This is a genomic window from Serratia sp. P2ACOL2, from assembly GCF_003691565.1.
In the GTDB taxonomy this organism is placed as follows: Bacteria; Pseudomonadota; Gammaproteobacteria; order Enterobacterales; family Enterobacteriaceae; genus Serratia; species Serratia liquefaciens.
Genome location: NZ_CP033162.1, coordinates 655727 through 672913, shown reverse-complemented (window position 1 = coordinate 672913; position 17187 = coordinate 655727). Strand labels below are relative to the sequence as shown.

The window sequence follows — 17187 nt, the reverse complement described above, 5'->3', positions numbered from 1 at the left end:
GCCGCAACCCCTAAATGCAAAAAACTTTTCAAGCGCTCAAATAACCACCAATAAAGCCATTTTAGGATATTTATTAGACGAAATTACGGGATTTTAGCGCCATTGCCAGGGCAAACAGCTTAAACCCAACCAAAGCCGATATAAAAAGGGAGCGGTCGCCCGCTCCCTTTTATCGTAATCACTATATAGATAATAGATAGCCGTTACTGTTTGGCGACGATATGCTCGTCTTCGACATCCAGCGTCACCGGTATACCCGGGATCAGCTTGCCGGAAAGGATTTGCTGCGCCAGCGGGTTCTCGATCTCCTGCTGAATAGCTCGTTTCAGTGGACGAGCCCCATACACAGGATCGAAACCGGTTTTGCCCAACAGCTCCAACGCCGGTTCGGTCATAGTCACTTCGTAACCACGCTCTTCCAAACGTTTGTACAGACGTGCCAACTGAATCTTGGCGATCTCGGCGATGTGTTTCTGACCGAGCGGGTGGAACACTACCACCTCATCTATACGGTTGATGAATTCCGGGCGGAAGTGGTGCGTTACCATTTCCATTACCGATTCTTTCATCTGCGTATAGTTCATCTGACCAAAGTGTTCCTGGATCAGATCAGACCCCAGGTTGGAAGTCATGATCACCACCGTATTGCGGAAATCGACGGTACGGCCCTGGCCATCGGTCAGGCGGCCATCATCCAATACCTGCAGCAGGATGTTGAACACATCCGGGGGCGCTTTCTCCACTTCATCCAGCAGGATCACTGAATAAGGTCTGCGACGCACTGCCTCGGTCAGATAACCGCCCTCTTCATAACCGACATAACCTGGAGGCGCACCCACCAGCCGGGATACCGAATGTTTCTCCATAAACTCGGACATGTCGATACGCACCATAGCGTCGTCGCTGTCGAACAGGAACGAAGCCAACGCTTTACACAGTTCGGTTTTACCTACCCCGGTCGGACCGAGGAACAGGAACGAACCGATAGGTCGGTTCGGATCTGACAGCCCGGCACGGCTGCGACGGATCGCGTTGGATACCGCGCTCACCGCTTCGTTCTGGCCAATGACCCGCGAATGCAGCTCTTGTTCCAGACGTAACAGCTTATCCCGTTCGCCTTCCAGCATTCTGGCGACAGGAATACCGGTAGCGCGCGCCAGCACTTCAGCGATTTCTGCATCGGTCACCCGGTTACGCAGCAGTTTCATAGTCTTGCCTTCGGCCAGCGTGGCAGCGGCAAGCTGTTTTTCCAGCTCTGGGATCTTGCCGTACTGCAGCTCCGACATCCGCCCCAGGTCGCCAACGCGACGCGCCTGCTCCAGGCTGATTTTGGCCTGCTCAAGATCCGCTTTAATATTTTGCGTGCCGGAGAGCGAAGCTTTTTCCGCTTTCCACTCTTCTTCCAGCTCTGAATACTCGCGTTCTTTCTGCTCCAGCTCACCGCTCAGCATTTCCAGGCGTTTCTTGCTGGCGTCGTCCGACTCTTTACTCAACGCCTGCTGCTCCAGCTTGAGCTGAATAATCCGGCGCTCAAGGCGATCGAGCGATTCCGGTTTGGAGTCCATCTGCATGCGGATGCTGGACGCCGCCTCATCAATCAGGTCAATGGCCTTATCCGGCAGTTGACGATCGGAAATATAGCGGTGCGACAGCGTCGCCGCCGCAACGATTGCCGGGTCGGTGATCTGCACGTGGTGATGCAGTTCATAACGTTCTTTCAAACCGCGCAAGATAGCGATGGTGTCTTCAACACTGGGTTCGGCGACAAACACTTTCTGGAAACGACGTTCAAGCGCCGCGTCCTTCTCTATATATTGACGATATTCGTCGAGAGTTGTCGCGCCGACACAGTGAAGCTCCCCGCGTGCCAACGCAGGTTTCAACATATTGCCCGCATCCATCGCACCATCGGCTTTACCTGCACCAACCATTGTGTGCAGCTCATCTATAAACAGGATGACGCTGCCTTCCTGTTTAGACAGATCGCTCAAAACGGCTTTCAGACGCTCTTCAAACTCGCCGCGATATTTAGCACCAGCGATCAACGCCCCCATATCGAGGGACAACACGCGCTTATGCTTCAAACCTTCCGGCACTTCGCCATTGATGATGCGCTGAGCCAGGCCTTCGACGATGGCGGTTTTACCCACGCCAGGTTCGCCGATCAACACAGGGTTGTTTTTGGTACGACGTTGCAGCACCTGAATGGTACGGCGTATCTCTTCGTCACGGCCGATAACCGGGTCCAGTTTGCCCTGCTCAGCACGCTCGGTCAGATCGATAGTGTATTTCTTCAACGCCTGACGTTGGTCTTCAGCACCTTGATCTTCCACGCTATCACCGCCTCGCATTTGCTCAATGGCCTTACTGATTTTATCGGTCGTTGCACCGGCTGCTTTCAACAGATCGGTCAAGTTACCGCGATCTTCAAGCACCGCCAGAACAAAGAGTTCGGATGAGATAAATTTGTCCGCCCGCTTTTGTGCCAGCTTGTCGCACAAATTCAGGACACGCACCAGCTCATGCGACGGTTGAACGTCACCACCGGTACCTTCAACTTGAGGCAGACGAGACAAGGCCTGTTCGATCTCGGTGCGCACGCGCCCAGCATCGATACCGGCAGAAGTTAATAATGGGCGAACCGTGCCCCCATCCTGATTGAGCAGAGCGCTCATCAGATGTAACGGTTCAATAAATTGGTTGTCGCGCCCAAGGGCTAGAGATTGGGCATCGGCGAGGGCAAGCTGGAATTTGTTAGTAAGACGATCCAGACGCATAACACCTCCAAGATTGGTCGAAATTGCTACTGGAGATTAAATGAGGTCATCCCTCAAATTTTCAAGGTTATTTCGACTGTATATTTTCGGTACTACATCATGCGCCGTTGGACCGTCCTAATTCAATAGGTTATATCAGCCAGATTAAACTTGCCAGACGTCCGGTTATTCCGTCGCGTCGATAGGAGAAAAAATGACTGATTTCGCTCACCGTACAACGGTCTCCGCCATAGATAGCATGAACCCCTGCGCGTTGTAGACGCTGACGAGCCAGTAAATAGATATCTGCGAGGTATTTATCGCCGCGAGGGGCAAAAGCCAGCTCAGCGCCGGGATCAACAGCAATAAATGCCGCGCGGACCTCCGGCCCTACCTCAAACTGCTGCGGGCCGATCGCCGGGCCGAGCCAAACGCTGATGCCTGCAGGCTGAGTGGAAAACGCCGCTAAAGTCTGCTCCAGCACGCCGTTACACAATCCACGCCAACCGGCATGAGCTGCAGCGACTTCATCACCAGACTGCGAGCAGAATAAAACCGGCAAGCAGTCTGCTGTCATCACTGCGCACACCTGCCCTGACACATTGCTGTAAACCGCGTCCGCTTGCAAATCGACAGGCGTTTGCCCATCCAGTCGCACCACGCGCGTGCCATGCACTTGCTCCAGCCAGACTGGCATCTGCGGCAGGTTCGCCGCCGCGACCAGACGTTGACGGTTATCCGCCACCACCTGAGTCTCGTCACCCACGTGAGTGCCGAGATTGAGCGAACCGTACGGCGGCCGACTTACGCCACCGTTACGGGTGCTGCTGCAGGCTTTTACCCCTGCAGGCAGTGGCCAATCGGGCAAGATAAGCGAATCCATTACCAGTTCATCTGATCTTTGAATTCTTCGGTATCGAGCTTCAGTGCGTTAATCAGATCGACCATATCCTGCGGCAGCGGCGCATGCCACTCCATCTGGATACCGCTGATTGGATGATATAAACGCAGCATGGTGGCGTGCAGTGCCTGGCGATCGAAACCGCGCAGTGTGGCAATGAATGCCTCCGAAGCCCCTTTTGGCGGACGTGGACGACCACCGTACAGCTGATCGCCCACCAGCGGGTGGTTAATGTGCGACATATGCACACGGATCTGGTGGGTACGGCCGGTTTCCAGACGCAGACGCAGGCGAGTGTGTGCGCGGAAGTGTTCCATAATGCGGTAATGCGTCACCGCCGGTTTACCCATCGGGTGGACCGCCATGTGGGTACGTTTGGTTGAATGGCGCGAAATCGGCTCTTCGACGGTACCGCCGGCGGTCATGGTACCGATGGCGACAGCTTCGTATTCACGGGTGATTTCACGTGCCTGCAACGCTTCCACCAACCGGGTCTGCGCCGGAACGGTTTTCGCCACTACCATCAGACCGGTCGTGTCTTTGTCCAAACGGTGCACGATACCGGCACGCGGTACGTCGGCGATTTCAGGATAGTAATGCAGCAACGCATTGAGCACCGTGCCGTCCGGGTTACCGGCGCCAGGATGCACAACCAGGTCGCGCGGCTTGTTGATGACCAAAATGTCGCTGTCTTCGTAGACGATATTCAGCGCGATGTCCTGCGGTTCCCAACGGGCCTCTTCTTCTATCTGTGCATCAATGGCGACCGTCTCTCCCCCCAGCACCTTCTCTTTCGGTTTGTTTATCGTTTTGCCATTGACCTGCACCCGATCGTCCAGGATCCAATCTTTTATGCGAGATCGTGAATAATCAGGGAACAATTCGGCCAAAGCCTGATCTAAACGTTGTCCGAGTTGAGATTCGGCCACCGTTGCGGTGAGTTGTACTTGTTGTGCCATATGCAGCTTCTTCGTTAACGTTGGGTTTTCACGGCGATGCCGTTTAATATAATGTGCTATTGTAACTGGTCTTTGTCGGGAGCTTAACGGACAGTCTCCCGGAATAACACCCTGAGGATAATCAAAACGTCATGACGCGTATGAAATATCTGGTGGCGGCAGCCACGTTGAGCCTGGCGCTGGCAGGTTGCTCCACATCCAAGGATGCGGTTCCCGACAACCCGCCTTCGGAAATCTATGCTACTGCCCAGCAAAAACTGCAGGACGGTAACTTTAAGGGCGCGATTACGCAACTCGAAGCGTTAGATAACCGCTATCCTTTCGGACCCTACTCTCAGCAGGTACAGTTGGACCTGATTTATGCCTACTATAAATCTGCCGATTTACCTATGGCTCAGGCATCTATCGATCGTTTCATGCGTCTGAACCCAACGCACCCAAACATCGACTACGTGATGTATATGCGTGGCCTGACCGATATGGCGTTGGATGACAGTGCACTGCAAGGCTTCTTCGGGGTCGATCGTTCAGACCGCGATCCACAGCATGCTCGCGCTGCATTTCGCGATTTCAGCCAGCTGATTCAGCAGTACCCGAACAGCCAGTATGTAACCGATGCCAACAAGCGTCTGGTGTATCTGAAAGACCGCCTGGCCAAGTATGAGCTTTCGGTGGTGGAATACTACACTAAACGCGGTGCCTACGTCGCGGTCGTTAATCGTGCTGAACAGATGCTGCGTGAATTCCCTGATACTCAAGCGACGCGCGACGCGCTGCCGCTGATGGAAAATGCGTACAAGCAGTTGCAACTGAACGGCCAGGCCGACAAAGTGGCCAAAGTGATTAGCGCCAACCCGGCATAGTCTGATGGGTAACGGCAGGAAAACAAAACGGCAGCTTCGGCTGCCGTTTTTATTTGCTGTAAATTCACCCAGACCCGGATAAATACACAAGCAAAAACAAGATGTTAGCAAGACTGCAACACCGCTTATCCTTTCAATAATGCGCGTTCCGCTTCCAAGACTCAAGCGTTAGATGGCCATTTCAGATGCTGAATCACAGATTGAACTAACTTTGCAAAAAGTGACAAAAAAACGTGATTTTCATCACGTATTTCAGCAAAAAGCGGGGTATGCTGGACTCATCCAAGACGGAAAGACAGAGAGGTAAGTTATATGACATTGAACATTACCAGCAAACAAATGGATATCACTCCCGCAATCCGCAGTCACGTCGAAGACCGTCTCACCAAACTGGAAAAATGGCAGGCCCAACTGATTAACCCGCATATCGTCTTATCCAAAGAACCGAAAGGGTTTGTTGCCGACGCCACCATTACCACACCTAACGGCCCGCTGGTCGCCAGCGCAAAACATGAAGACATGTATACCGCCGTTAACGAACTGATCGCCAAGCTGGAGCGTCAGTTGAACAAGGTGCAGCACAAAGGCGAAGCACGCCGTGCCGCCGCCAGCGTGAAGGACATCGTTCCGGAAGTGGAGCCGGAACAGGAATAACCGTTTAGCGGCTGTTTCACATCAAACGCGCCTGAGGGCGCGTTTTTTGTCTGGTTTTTTTATTGACGAGATAAAAACCTGCGGTTACTTTAAAACCTGTCTCACACACTTTGGATAGTACATGGTCCGTAAACCGTTTTTCTTCGCATTCTTTTTTACCTTCCCCTGATTGGGAGGCGTTTCGTCGTGTGATAAAGAATGCGAAGACGAACAGCAAAGCCTCCTGAAACCAGGGGGCTTTTTTTATGGCTATTTTACGACGTATAAAAATATAAGGCAGAAGCTGATTATGACCGACAACCCGTTACTCGTGCTGCGCCAACGCATCAGCGCACTGGATCTTAAACTGCTGTCCTTGCTGGCAGAACGCCGTGAGCTGGCGGTAGAGGTAGGTAAAACCAAGTTGCACTCTCATCGGCCAATCCGTGATAAAGAGCGTGAACGCGACCTGCTGGACGCCCTGATCGCCGCAGCCAAGCCCTACGATCTGGACGGATTTTACGTCACCCGTCTGTTTCAACTGATTATCGAAGACTCCGTACTGACTCAGCAGGCGCTGTTGCAGCATCAACTCAATCAAATCAGCCAGCATTCTGCCCGCATCGCTTTCCTTGGCCCGAAAGGCTCTTATTCGCACCTGGCAGCCCGCCAATACGCCGCTCGCCATTTCGATCAGTTGATCGAGTGCGGCTGCCAGAAATTCCAGGATATCTTCACCCAGGTTGAAACCGGCCAGGCGGATTACGCCATCCTGCCGATCGAAAACACCAGCTCCGGCTCGATTAATGACGTTTACGACCTGCTGCAACACACCAGTTTGTCGATCGTCGGCGAACTGACTAACCCTATCGATCACTGTGTGCTGATCGCCAGCGATACTGACCTTGATCAGATCGAAACCGTATATAGCCACCCGCAACCTTTCCAACAGTGCAGCCAGTTTATTAATCGCTACCCGCACTGGAAAATCGAATACTGTGAAAGCACCGCTGCGGCAATGGAAAAAGTGGCAAAGTTGAACTCGCCAAAAGCGGCGGCGCTGGGCAGCGAAGCCGGCGGTGCACTCTATGGCCTGCAGGTACTGGAACATAACCTGGCCAATCAGCAGCAGAACATTACCCGCTTTATCGTATTGGCGCGCAAGGCTATCGAAGTTTCCGAGCAGGTGCCCGCTAAGACCACGCTGATTATGGCCACCGGCCAGCAGTCGGGTGCCTTGGTAGAAGCGCTGCTGGTACTACGCGACAACGGCATCATCATGACCAAGCTGGAATCTCGCCCGATTAACGGCAACCCGTGGGAAGAGATGTTTTATATCGATGTGCAGGCTAACCTGCGTTCTGAGGCGATGCAGAAGGCATTGAGAGATCTGACGCCTATCACCCGCTCGCTGAAGGTGTTGGGGTGTTACCCGAGCGACACCGTGGTGCCAGTCAACCCGTCCTGAATACCATTAAAAAGGGTTCGGCATAACCGAACCCTTATCATTATTGGCGACTGTCATTCGCCTGACGTAGCAGCGAACGGCTTTCCACCAGGAAACGTTGCGCATAGTCGCCAAACCAATGTTCGACCTTCTGAAAGCTTTGGATAAACGCCTGTTTATCGCCCTGCTCCAACAGTTTTATTGCCTCACCAAACCGCTGATAGTAACGCTTGATCAGCGCAATGTTCTCTTCGGAAGACATAATGATATCCGCGTACAGCTGCGGGTCTTGAGCAAACAGCCGCCCGACCATCGCCAACTCCAGCCGATAGATCGGTGAAGAAAGGGCCAGCAACTGCTCCAACTGCACGTTTTCCTCCGCCAGATGCAAACCATAAGCAAAGGTCGCAAAGTGGCGCAGGGCTTGAATAAACGCCATGTTCTGATCGTGCTCAACCGCGCTGATACGGTGCAAACGCGCCCCCCATACCTGCAGCTGTTCTAGCAACCATTGGTAGGCTTGCGGTTCGCGGCCATCGCAATAGACCACCACCTGCTTGGCCACGCTGCCTACGTCTGGGCCAAACATGGGATGCAGCCCCACCACTGGGCCATGGTGCGCCGCCAGCATGGCATTCAACGGGCGATTTTTTACCGAGGCCAGATCAACCAGAATACAGTCTGCAGGCAATGGCGGTAACCGCTCAATCACCTGTTCGGTGACGTGAATAGGGACGCTGACAATCACCATTCCGGCATCGGCAAGCAGCGTATCAGCCTGATTCCAGTCTTCCTGGTCCAACACTTTGACCTGGTAACCGGACAGCGTCAGCAAGCGATTAAACAACCGCCCCATTTGACCGTTGCCGCCGATAATGACGATCGGGCGCAGTTGCGGATGTAGCGTTTTAAAGCCTTTGTCGTTCTCGCTAACGTAAGACTCGCGCATCACCCGACGCAGCACGTCCTCAATCAAATCGGGCGGCACACCCAGGTTTTCCGCTTCTTGACGCCGTGAGGCCAGCATTGCCGCCTCACGCTCAGGAACATACACCGGTAAGCCATGGTGGCTTTTAACCTCTCCCACTTCCGCCACCAACTGCAGGCGTTTAGCCAGCAGCTCCAGCAGCGCCTTATCCACTTCGTCGATTTGATCGCGCAACGCGGTCAGTTCAGCCACCATAACTTACTACTCTCCAGTGCGTGCCGTCAGCGCGGTGCCGAGTTCCTGGTGCATATGGCGCAACAGCGTCTCTGTACTTTCCCAGTTAATACAGGCGTCGGTAACAGAAACCCCATAGCGCATATCTGCACGCGGTTGCTCAGAAGACTGGCTGCCTTCGTGCAAGTGGCTTTCCAGCATGATGCCGGTGATCGAACGGTTACCCGCTTTGATCTGCTCTACCACGGACTCGGCAACCGCCGGTTGACGGCGATAGTCTTTATTCGAGTTGCCATGGCTGCAATCTATCATCAAGGACGGGTGGAGTCCCGCATCCAGCATCTGTTTTTCACAGGCTGCCACGTCCTCAGCGCTGTAGTTTGGCGTTTTACCACCGCGCAGGATCACATGGCCATCAGGGTTACCCTGCGTCTGCAGCAGGCACACTTGCCCAGCCTGATTTATACCGACAAAACGGTGTGGCATTGCTGCGGCGCGCATAGCATTGATCGCCGTGCCCAAGCTGCCGTCGGTACCGTTTTTAAAACCTACCGGCATTGACAGCCCTGAAGCCATCTCACGGTGAGTTTGCGATTCAGTCGTGCGCGCACCAATCGCTGACCAGCTGAACAAATCGCCCAGGTATTGCGGACTGTTCGGATCCAACGCTTCGGTCGCCAACGGCAAGCCCATACCAACCAGATCCAGCAGCAGGCGACGCGCAATGTGCAGACCTGCTTCAACGTCAAACGAACCGTCCATGTATGGGTCGTTAATCAGACCTTTCCAGCCGACGGTGGTACGAGGTTTTTCAAAATAGACACGCATAACGATATACAGCTGATCGCTCAATTCAGCTGACAGGGTTTTCAAATGACGGGCGTAATCGAGTGCCGCATCCGGGTCGTGAATAGAACAAGGTCCGCACACCACCAGCAGGCGATGATCGCGCCCCTGCAGAATATCGGCGATGGTTTTGCGTGCCGTGGCGATTTCATTCTCGTCGCTGGCACTAAGCGGGAACTGGTTCTTCAGCTCTTCCGGAGTAATCAGAATCTGTTCTGCACTGATATGAACGTTATTGAGCGCGTCTTTTTGCATGATGCTATTCCTGTCGTTTGCCGTTATGCGTAAGCGTTGATAGAACATTGAGCGTTTCAGGTTCTTACCCTATCACGAAATGTAAAGATTTCAATCCATTTGGTGTAAATAAAAAATTACCACAAATAAAAAGCGCTAAATAAGTCATGAAAACAACACAAAAAATAGCCTAATATAATGATTATTAGTTATTTTTAAGACTTTCACCCACACGAAGCCTCCTTGCACACCAAAATGCTAAAACCCGACAAAATCGTAAACAATTCGATACACCAGAAACGCAACGACCCATATGCCTCATCCACCGAACGTTCAAAAGCCTGATGTTTACCCTTTCCACAGCAGAGAACCTTAACGGGTAAATCAAATCACCCAAAAATTAAACAACTGAAACACAAATAACAAACAATAAACCGGCAATTTATTTTCAATTACTTTCCTCTATTAATTAAAATACAAAAATATGAGTAAAACCTATTGAATAAATATTGCGGAACTTCACAGTTATCGCGCGAAAAATAAATAATTATGGTGTTATTCGTTCGCACCTCTTTAGGGTTAATCTGCGTAGACAGAGCCCGTATCACCTGCATTGAGAATGTATGAGCGTTAGCTGCTTTTCATTTCTTGACAAGGGACTATCATGATCACTTTGCAGTTCTTAATTATTATAATCTGCTTATTAGTCGGCACTCGGTTTGGCGGTATGGGGCTGGGCCTAATAAGCGGTATTGGTTTAATCCTCTTATGTTTTATATTCGGGTTGGAACCAGGTAAACCTCCCGTTGAGGTTATGCTGACTATTCTTGCCGTAATCGGTTGTGCTTCAGTGTTGCAAACTGCCGGCGGTTTGAACGTGATGATGCAATATGCAGAGCGACTGCTGCGCCGCCACCCACAGCACATCACGCTGCTTGCTCCTTTCACCACCTGGACTCTGACGTTCCTCTGCGGCACGGGGCATGTGGTGTACACCATGTTCCCGATCATTTCCGATATCGCCATCAAAAAAGGGATCCGCCCAGAACGCCCAATGGCCGTGGCTTCCGTCGCCTCGCAAATGGCCATCACAGCTTCGCCGGTTTCCGTGGCCGTTGTGTCTCTGGTTTCAATCATTGCCGCAGGACATGGGATTGGCAAAGCTTACACGCTGGTAGAAATCCTTGCCGTCTCGATCCCGGCTTCATTAGTCGGGGTGCTAATGGCGGCCTTATGGAGCCTGCGCCGCGGTAAAGATCTGGATAAGGACGCTGAATTCCAGGAAAAAATCAAAGATCCAGAACAACGGGCCTATATTTTTGGCAGCACCGAAACACTGCTCAATCAGAGATTCCCCAAGCAGGCTTACTGGTCCACAGCGATCTTCTTTGCGGCTATCGCCATCGTCGTGCTCTTGGGGGCTTTTGCTGATTTACGCCCTTCCTTTGCCAACGCCAAAGGGGTACTGAAACCGCTGTCTATGAATCTGGTGATCCAGATGATGATGCTGATCGCCGGTGCCGTTATTCTGATGGGCTGCAAAGTCAAACCCGGCGATATTGCCAATGGTGCGGTTTTCAAAGCCGGCATGGTCGCCATTTTTTCCGTATTCGGCGTGGCGTGGATGAGTGATACCTTCTTCCAGGCACATATGGGAGAGTTAAAACTCCTGCTTGAAGACGTGGTAAAAAGTCAGCCGTGGACTTACGCGATCGTTCTGTTCCTGGTTTCCAAGCTGGTCAACAGCCAGGCAGCTGCGCTCACCGCGATTGCCCCAATGGCGCTGCAGTTGGGCGTCGACCCCAAAATGCTGCTGGCTTTCTTCCCGGCCGCGTACGGTTACTTCGTCTTGCCCACTTATCCAAGCGATTTGGCCTGCATCGGTTTTGACCGTTCTGGAACAACGCGCATCGGCAAATTTATCATCAACCACAGCTTTATTATTCCTGGCCTGATCGGCGTGCTGTGTTCCTGTATCACCGGATATCTTCTGGTCACCACCTTCCTGTAATCATTTCCCCAACGGCAACGGTATTCCCCGTTGCCGCCCACACCATTGACCACATAAATAATAATGGCAATCAGTATTTTATGCCGTTAACAGAGTTAAAAGTCAGTAGAAGAAAAGTGAATAAGTGAGGACGAAAAATTAAAAACTTAAGCTAATAGTCGCTATTTTGGTCGCAATGGCGAACCGATATAATGTGACCGAAATCACTTATAACCACTCTTAACAACTGGATCAAAAATGCTCTCTTTACGCGCTCGCCGCGCTATTCCGCTGTTCATTAGCTGCTTAACGACTTTCACCAGTGTTTCAGCCCTTGCCGACAATACGCTTTTCACCGCGATGGACGATCCGGCCACCGCCAAAAAACCGTTTGAAGGCAACGTCCAGGCCGGTTACAACTCGCAGTCAGGCAACTCACAAAGCTCTACCCTGTTGGCCAATACCAGCATGACCTGGTTCAACAGCGATGCCGCTTACAGCCTGTGGGGTGCGGCCAACAACACCACATCCTCCAACGTGCGCTCGTCAGAAAAGTATCAGGCCGGCGGCCGTACCCGTTATAACCTGTCCGATCGTAATTACCTGTTCGGTCAGGCGAGCTGGCTAAGCGATCGCTTCAACGGTTATGATTCCCGCTCGACCCTGACCGGCGGTTATGGTCGCCAAATCCTTAATGGGCCGCTTAGCGATCTGCGAGTTGAATTCGGTCCGGGCGTGCGTCACGACGAATACCATGGCGGTGGGCGTTCCACCAAAGCGCTGGCTTACGGTGCGGCCAACTATTCGTACCAATTGACCGACAATACCAAGTTCTCTGAAGGCGTTTCCGCGCTGGCGAACGAAGAAACCACGCTGAACTCCGAAACCGCACTCAGCGTCGCCATTAACGAAAAGTTCGCATTGCGTCTGGCTTACACCGTGACTTACAACAGCAAGCCTCCAGCCTCTGCGCCAAAGAATACCGACACCACCACTTCTATCAGCCTGGTGTACGGTTTGTAATCCTTCTTACTTCTGCACCTGTTATACGACTAAGCCCATCATTGATGGGCTTTTTTTATGCCTGAAAATCAAATTTAGACATTTTGCTAAAAACATAACGTTTACTATTGACGAGTTTAGCAAATAGCTTAATACTGTATGTATACACAGTATTAATTAAATGGGTGCAGAGCATGAGAAAACTCAATCATCGCGGCTGAAGCCGTTACTACCATCAGGAGTGTCCGTTAATAAGCTGGGGTGTAACTCCCACCTAATTAGGCAGGCTGCTGATTTTGATTGTGGCTTAATGCCCAACCCGTTTTCACTTAAAATATTGCAAGGGGGTTTTTATGATGCACTGTCCACTCTGCGGTAGCGTGGCCCATACTCGCTCCAGCCGTTATCTGAGCGAAGCGACCAAAGAGCGCTATCACCAATGCCAAAACATTAACTGCAGCTGTACCTTTGCCACGCACGAGTCTGTCGCTCGCGTGATTGTAAAGCCTGGCGATATCGTTCCTGCACAGCCACATCCGGAAAAAAGCAAACAGCGCGCCGCGGCGCTGTAATGCAAAGAGCCTGCAAACGCAGGCTTTTTTATGCCTGTAAAAACGGGCGTCCTGGGAGCATTTTCGCATCTTGCAGATGCAATCCCCGATCTGCAGGCATAAAAAAAGGGGTTGGCACAGTGCCAACCCCTTCATAGCTATTAACTTTGGATGCAGCGTTAGCCGACGCGGTTCAGACGCTCTTTGATACGAGCAGACTTACCAGTACGCTCACGCAGATAGTACAGTTTGGCTTTACGAACGGCACCACGACGTTTAACAGTAATGCTGTCGATTACTGGGGAGTGAGTCTGGAATACACGCTCAACACCTTCGCCGTTGGAAATCTTACGAACAGTGAATGCAGAGTGCAGACCGCGGTTACGGATAGCGATAACCACGCCCTCGAATGCCTGCAGACGTTTTTTGCTACCTTCAACGACCCATACCTTAACTTCCACGGAATCACCCGGACGGAATGCAGGTACGTCTTGCTTCATCTGCTCTTGTTCAATTTGCTTAATAATGTTGCTCATAATATGTCTCTTACCCTAGGTAAACTGATATATCGGTCCCGTCGAGCCAGTTGCTCAGACGTTCCCTTCATAGTCCTGTTGCTTGGCCTGATGTTCCCGTTGGAACTCAGCCAGCAACACCGCTTGCTCGTCAGTCAGAGCTAGGCTTTCTAGAAGTTCAGGTCTTCTAAGCCAGGTACGGCCCAGCGACTGCTTTAAGCGCCAGCGACGTATCTCGGCATGGTTGCCCGACAGTAAGACTGGCGGAACCTCCATCCCTTCCAACACCTCAGGACGGGTATAGTGCGGGCAGTCCAGCAATCCATCGACAAAAGAATCTTCTTCTGCTGAGGCCTGATGGCCCAGCACACCCGGTATAAAACGGGCGACTGAATCAATCAGGGTCATTGCCGGCAGTTCCCCGCCGCTGAGTACGTAATCACCGATTGACCATTCTTCATCAATTTCGGTTTGGATTACGCGCTCGTCCACCCCTTCATAACGACCGCACACCAGAATCATCTTCTGATTGGTCGCCAGTTCGCATACGCCGGTTTGATCCAGCTTACGCCCCTGAGGTGACAGATAAATCACCTTTGCTCCCTCGCCTGCCGCTGCTTTTGCTGCATGAATGGCTTCCCGCAAGGGTTGCACCATCATCAACATTCCCGGGCCGCCGCCATAAGGGCGATCGTCCACGGTACGATGCCGGTCGTAGGTGAAGTCACGCGGACTCCAACACTGCACGCTCAGCAGGCCATTTTTTACTGCCCGGCCAGTCACCCCGTAATCGGTGATTGCGCGGAACATCTCAGGAAACAGGCTTACAATACCAATGAACACAAGCCAATCCCCATACTGTCATTCCACTTGTTTCGACCGTTTGATTCGGAGGTCAAAAACCAGGATCCCAATCTGCTTCAATCACGCGAGCAGTGAGATCGACTTTCTTGATAACCTGCCCATGAAGAAACGGGACCAACCGTTCCTTCATGCCGAACGCATCTTTCAGGTTAGCTTTCACTACCATCACGTCGTTTGAACCGGTTTCCATCATATCGACGACTTTACCCAGTTCGTAACCGGTGGTCGTGACTACCTGGCAGCCCATAAGGTCTTTCCAGTAGTAATCATCACCCACCAACGGAGGAAGTTGTTCCGAATCCACCTGAATTTCGCAATTGGTCAGTAGATTCGCAGCATCCCGATCATCAACGCCTTTGACTTTGATGATCAGATCCTGACTGTGGCGCTTCCAGTCTTCCAACTCGACAAGCTGCCATTGACCCGCCCGCTGGATAAACCACGGCTGATAGTCAAAAATGCTTTCGGCGTTCTCGGTGGATGAAAATACTCTGAGCCAACCACGAATGCCGTAAGTAGACCCCATTTTACCGAGTACAATCGGCTGCTTAGGTGCTACCGGTTTGAGTTGCTTGCTCATTGCCACCACCGCGACAGATTAAGCTGCTTTCTTAGCGTCTTTGATCAGCGCGTGAACGCGATCAGAAACGGTTGCACCCAGACCGACCCAATGTTCGATGCGGTCCAGGTCCAGACGCAGTGCTTCAGCCTGACCAGATGCGATCGGGTTGAAGAAGCCTACGCGCTCGATGAAACGACCATCACGAGCATTGCGGCTGTCGGTCACTACTACTTGATAGAACGGACGCTTTTTAGCGCCGCCACGTGCCAAACGAATTGTTACCATAACATCCTCTTTAGTTAATAAAACAGCCGGGCCCCATTGAGGGAACGGGGCCCGGTTGCAATATAAAAAGCCCGAAAATTTTACTCATTTTGGCGCAAAAAGCAATCTAAAGCGTAGATCAGCGTCAACTACTTTTTGCAGCCGGTAATATTCCGGGCGGTTTTTGCCGCGAACGGCAAATGCTTAAACACGCTCACCCCAAGGGGCACGCGCCTGTCAGCGGCCTGGGAAGCCCGGCGGCATCATACCTTTCATGCCGCGCATCATCTTCGCCATTCCGCCTTTCTTCATCTTTTTCATCATGCGCTGCATTTCGTCGAACTGCTTCAACAAGCGGTTAACGTCCTGTACCTGCATACCGGAACCCATCGCAATGCGGCGCTTACGCGAGCCTTTGATGATTTCCGGTTTGGCGCGCTCTTTCAGCGTCATCGAGTTGATGATTGCCTCCATACGCACCAGAACCTTGTCGTCCATTTGCGATTTCACATTGTCCGGCAGTTGGCCGGCACCAGGCAGTTTGCTCAGCATGCTGGCCATACCACCCATGTTACGCATCTGCTTCAGCTGTTCCAGGAAGTCGGTCAGATCAAAACCGTCACCTTTCTTCAGCTTGTTAGCCAGTTTCTCCGCCTGCTCGCGGTCAACTTTGCTTTCGATATCTTCGATCAGCGACAGCACATCGCCCATGCCCAGAATGCGTGATGCCACGCGGTCCGGATGGAAGGGCTCCAGCGCTTCGGTCTTCTCGCCCACGCCGAGGAACTTGATCGGCTTGCCCGTGATGTGACGGATAGACAACGCGGCACCGCCACGCGCATCACCGTCGACCTTGGTCAGTACCACACCGGTCAGCGGTAATGCTTCATTAAAGGCCTTGGCCGTGTTGGCAGCATCCTGGCCGGTCATGGCGTCAACCACAAACAGGGTTTCCACCGGCTTGATCGCCGCGTGCACCTGCTTGATTTCGTCCATCATCGCTTCGTCAACGTGCAAACGGCCGGCGGTATCGACGATCAGTACGTCGTAGAACTTCAGCTTGGCCTGTTGCAGCGCACGGTTAACGATGTCGATCGGTTTTTCTTTGACATCAGACGGGAAGAAGTCGATGCCGACGCTTTCCGCCAGGGTTTCCAGCTGTTTGATCGCCGCAGGGCGATAAACGTCGGCGGAAACCACCAGAACTTTTTTCTTCTGTTTTTCTTTCAGGAATTTACCAAGCTTGGCGACGCTGGTGGTTTTACCGGCACCCTGCAGGCCCGCCATCAGCACCACTGCTGGCGGTTGCGCCGCCAGGTTCAGCTCGGTGTTCACTTCGCCCATCGCGGCAATCAGCTCGCTCTTGACGATCTTGACGAACTCTTGCCCCGGCGTCAGGCTTTTGTTGACTTCATGACCTACCGCGCTCTCTTTCACGCGGTTGATAAAGTCCCGCACGACCGGTAGCGCAACGTCCGCTTCCAGCAATGCCATGCGCACTTCACGCAGGGTTTCCTTGATATTTTCTTCGGTCAGCCGCCCACGGCCGCTGATATTGCGCAGGGTGCGCGACAAACGATCGGTTAAATTTTCAAACATCGTCTCATGCTCAACGTGTAATGACAGGCCGCTCTGGCG

Annotated in this window: 17 protein-coding genes and 1 other annotated feature; of the genes, 7 read left to right on the top strand and 10 right to left on the bottom strand. The window is 52.4% G+C overall.

The annotated features are described in order from the left end of the window. Nucleotides 1–203: 203 nt before the first annotated feature. The 3 genes from clpB to rluD form a co-directional block, all read right to left on the bottom strand. Nucleotides 204–2777, bottom strand: a complete 2574-nt coding sequence (gene clpB, locus EBA31_RS03190) for an ATP-dependent chaperone ClpB (RefSeq protein WP_122077308.1) — start codon at nucleotides 2775–2777, stop codon at nucleotides 204–206. Between the two features lie 130 nt (nucleotides 2778–2907). Continuing rightward, the gene (yfiH, locus tag EBA31_RS03185; protein WP_122077305.1) at nucleotides 2908–3639 is read right to left on the bottom strand and encodes a purine nucleoside phosphorylase YfiH; all 732 of its coding nucleotides are present in this window, start codon (nucleotides 3637–3639) and stop codon (nucleotides 2908–2910) included. Further along, nucleotides 3639–4616 (bottom strand): 23S rRNA pseudouridine(1911/1915/1917) synthase RluD, encoded by a 978-nt coding sequence (rluD, locus tag EBA31_RS03180; RefSeq protein WP_020825300.1) that lies wholly within the window; start codon nucleotides 4614–4616, stop codon nucleotides 3639–3641. Before rluD ends, yfiH begins: the two co-directional genes overlap by 1 nt. A gap of 131 nt (nucleotides 4617–4747) precedes the next feature. Between rluD and bamD the strand changes: the two genes are divergently transcribed. The 4 genes from bamD to pheA all read left to right on the top strand — a co-directional run bounded on the left by bamD (nucleotide 4748) and on the right by pheA (nucleotide 7580). After that, nucleotides 4748–5479, top strand: a complete 732-nt coding sequence (gene bamD, locus EBA31_RS03170) for an outer membrane protein assembly factor BamD (protein WP_020825299.1) — start codon at nucleotides 4748–4750, stop codon at nucleotides 5477–5479. A 312-nt stretch (nucleotides 5480–5791) separates the two neighbouring features. Next, the gene (gene raiA, locus EBA31_RS03165; protein WP_020825298.1) at nucleotides 5792–6133 is read left to right on the top strand and encodes a ribosome-associated translation inhibitor RaiA; all 342 of its coding nucleotides are present in this window, start codon (nucleotides 5792–5794) and stop codon (nucleotides 6131–6133) included. 120 nt (nucleotides 6134–6253) lie between these two features. Next, nucleotides 6254–6380: a sequence feature (Phe leader region), on the top strand. After that, nucleotides 6255–6302, top strand: coding sequence for a pheA operon leader peptide PheL (gene pheL, locus EBA31_RS26875; RefSeq protein WP_187962929.1), 48 nt, complete (start codon nucleotides 6255–6257; stop codon nucleotides 6300–6302). (Overlaps the previous feature by 48 nt.) 42 nt (nucleotides 6381–6422) lie before the next feature. After that, nucleotides 6423–7580 carry a bifunctional chorismate mutase/prephenate dehydratase gene (gene pheA, locus EBA31_RS03160; RefSeq protein WP_020825297.1) on the top strand — a complete coding sequence of 386 codons (1158 nt, stop codon included), beginning with the start codon at nucleotides 6423–6425 and terminating at the stop codon, nucleotides 7578–7580. 40 nt (nucleotides 7581–7620) lie between these two features. On the opposite strand, the gene tyrA is transcribed toward pheA, so the two are convergent. Together tyrA and EBA31_RS03150 are read right to left on the bottom strand one after the other, a co-directional pair. Next, the gene (gene tyrA / locus EBA31_RS03155; protein ID WP_020825296.1) at nucleotides 7621–8742 is read right to left on the bottom strand and encodes a bifunctional chorismate mutase/prephenate dehydrogenase; all 1122 of its coding nucleotides are present in this window, start codon (nucleotides 8740–8742) and stop codon (nucleotides 7621–7623) included. 6 nt (nucleotides 8743–8748) lie between these two features. Then, nucleotides 8749–9822 carry a 3-deoxy-7-phosphoheptulonate synthase gene (locus EBA31_RS03150; RefSeq protein WP_122077302.1) on the bottom strand — a complete coding sequence of 358 codons (1074 nt, stop codon included), beginning with the start codon at nucleotides 9820–9822 and terminating at the stop codon, nucleotides 8749–8751. A gap of 643 nt (nucleotides 9823–10465) precedes the next feature. Between EBA31_RS03150 and EBA31_RS03145 the strand changes: the two genes are divergently transcribed. The 3 genes from EBA31_RS03145 to EBA31_RS03135 all read left to right on the top strand — a co-directional run bounded on the left by EBA31_RS03145 (nucleotide 10466) and on the right by EBA31_RS03135 (nucleotide 13365). Further along, nucleotides 10466–11812, top strand: a complete 1347-nt coding sequence (locus EBA31_RS03145; protein WP_122077298.1) for an anaerobic C4-dicarboxylate transporter — start codon at nucleotides 10466–10468, stop codon at nucleotides 11810–11812. 237 nt (nucleotides 11813–12049) lie between these two features. After that, nucleotides 12050–12814, top strand: coding sequence for a YdiY family protein (locus EBA31_RS03140; RefSeq protein ID WP_020825294.1), 765 nt, complete (start codon nucleotides 12050–12052; stop codon nucleotides 12812–12814). A gap of 332 nt (nucleotides 12815–13146) precedes the next feature. Next, on the top strand, nucleotides 13147–13365 hold the full coding sequence (locus EBA31_RS03135; protein ID WP_020825293.1) for a DNA-binding transcriptional regulator: 219 nt from the start codon (nucleotides 13147–13149) through the stop codon (nucleotides 13363–13365). 158 nt (nucleotides 13366–13523) lie between these two features. Here EBA31_RS03135 and rplS read toward each other — a convergent pair whose 3' ends face one another. The 5 genes from rplS to ffh form a co-directional block, all read right to left on the bottom strand. Beyond that, a complete protein-coding gene (rplS, locus tag EBA31_RS03130; protein WP_004950372.1) occupies nucleotides 13524–13880 on the bottom strand; it encodes a 50S ribosomal protein L19 in 357 nt (118 codons plus the stop codon). Nucleotides 13881–13934: 54 nt separating this feature from the next. Beyond that, a complete protein-coding gene (gene trmD / locus EBA31_RS03125) occupies nucleotides 13935–14702 on the bottom strand; it encodes a tRNA (guanosine(37)-N1)-methyltransferase TrmD (protein ID WP_020825292.1) in 768 nt (255 codons plus the stop codon). Nucleotides 14703–14754: 52 nt separating this feature from the next. Next, complete coding sequence (gene rimM, locus EBA31_RS03120; protein WP_020825291.1) at nucleotides 14755–15303, bottom strand: ribosome maturation factor RimM; 549 nt, start codon at nucleotides 15301–15303, stop codon at nucleotides 14755–14757. A gap of 18 nt (nucleotides 15304–15321) precedes the next feature. After that, entirely contained in the window at nucleotides 15322–15570 is a 249-nt protein-coding gene (rpsP, locus tag EBA31_RS03115; protein WP_004932501.1) for a 30S ribosomal protein S16, read from the bottom strand. Nucleotides 15571–15786: 216 nt separating this feature from the next. Then, nucleotides 15787–17148 (bottom strand): signal recognition particle protein, encoded by a 1362-nt coding sequence (gene ffh / locus EBA31_RS03110; protein ID WP_020825290.1) that lies wholly within the window; start codon nucleotides 17146–17148, stop codon nucleotides 15787–15789. Nucleotides 17149–17187: the final 39 nt, after the last annotated feature.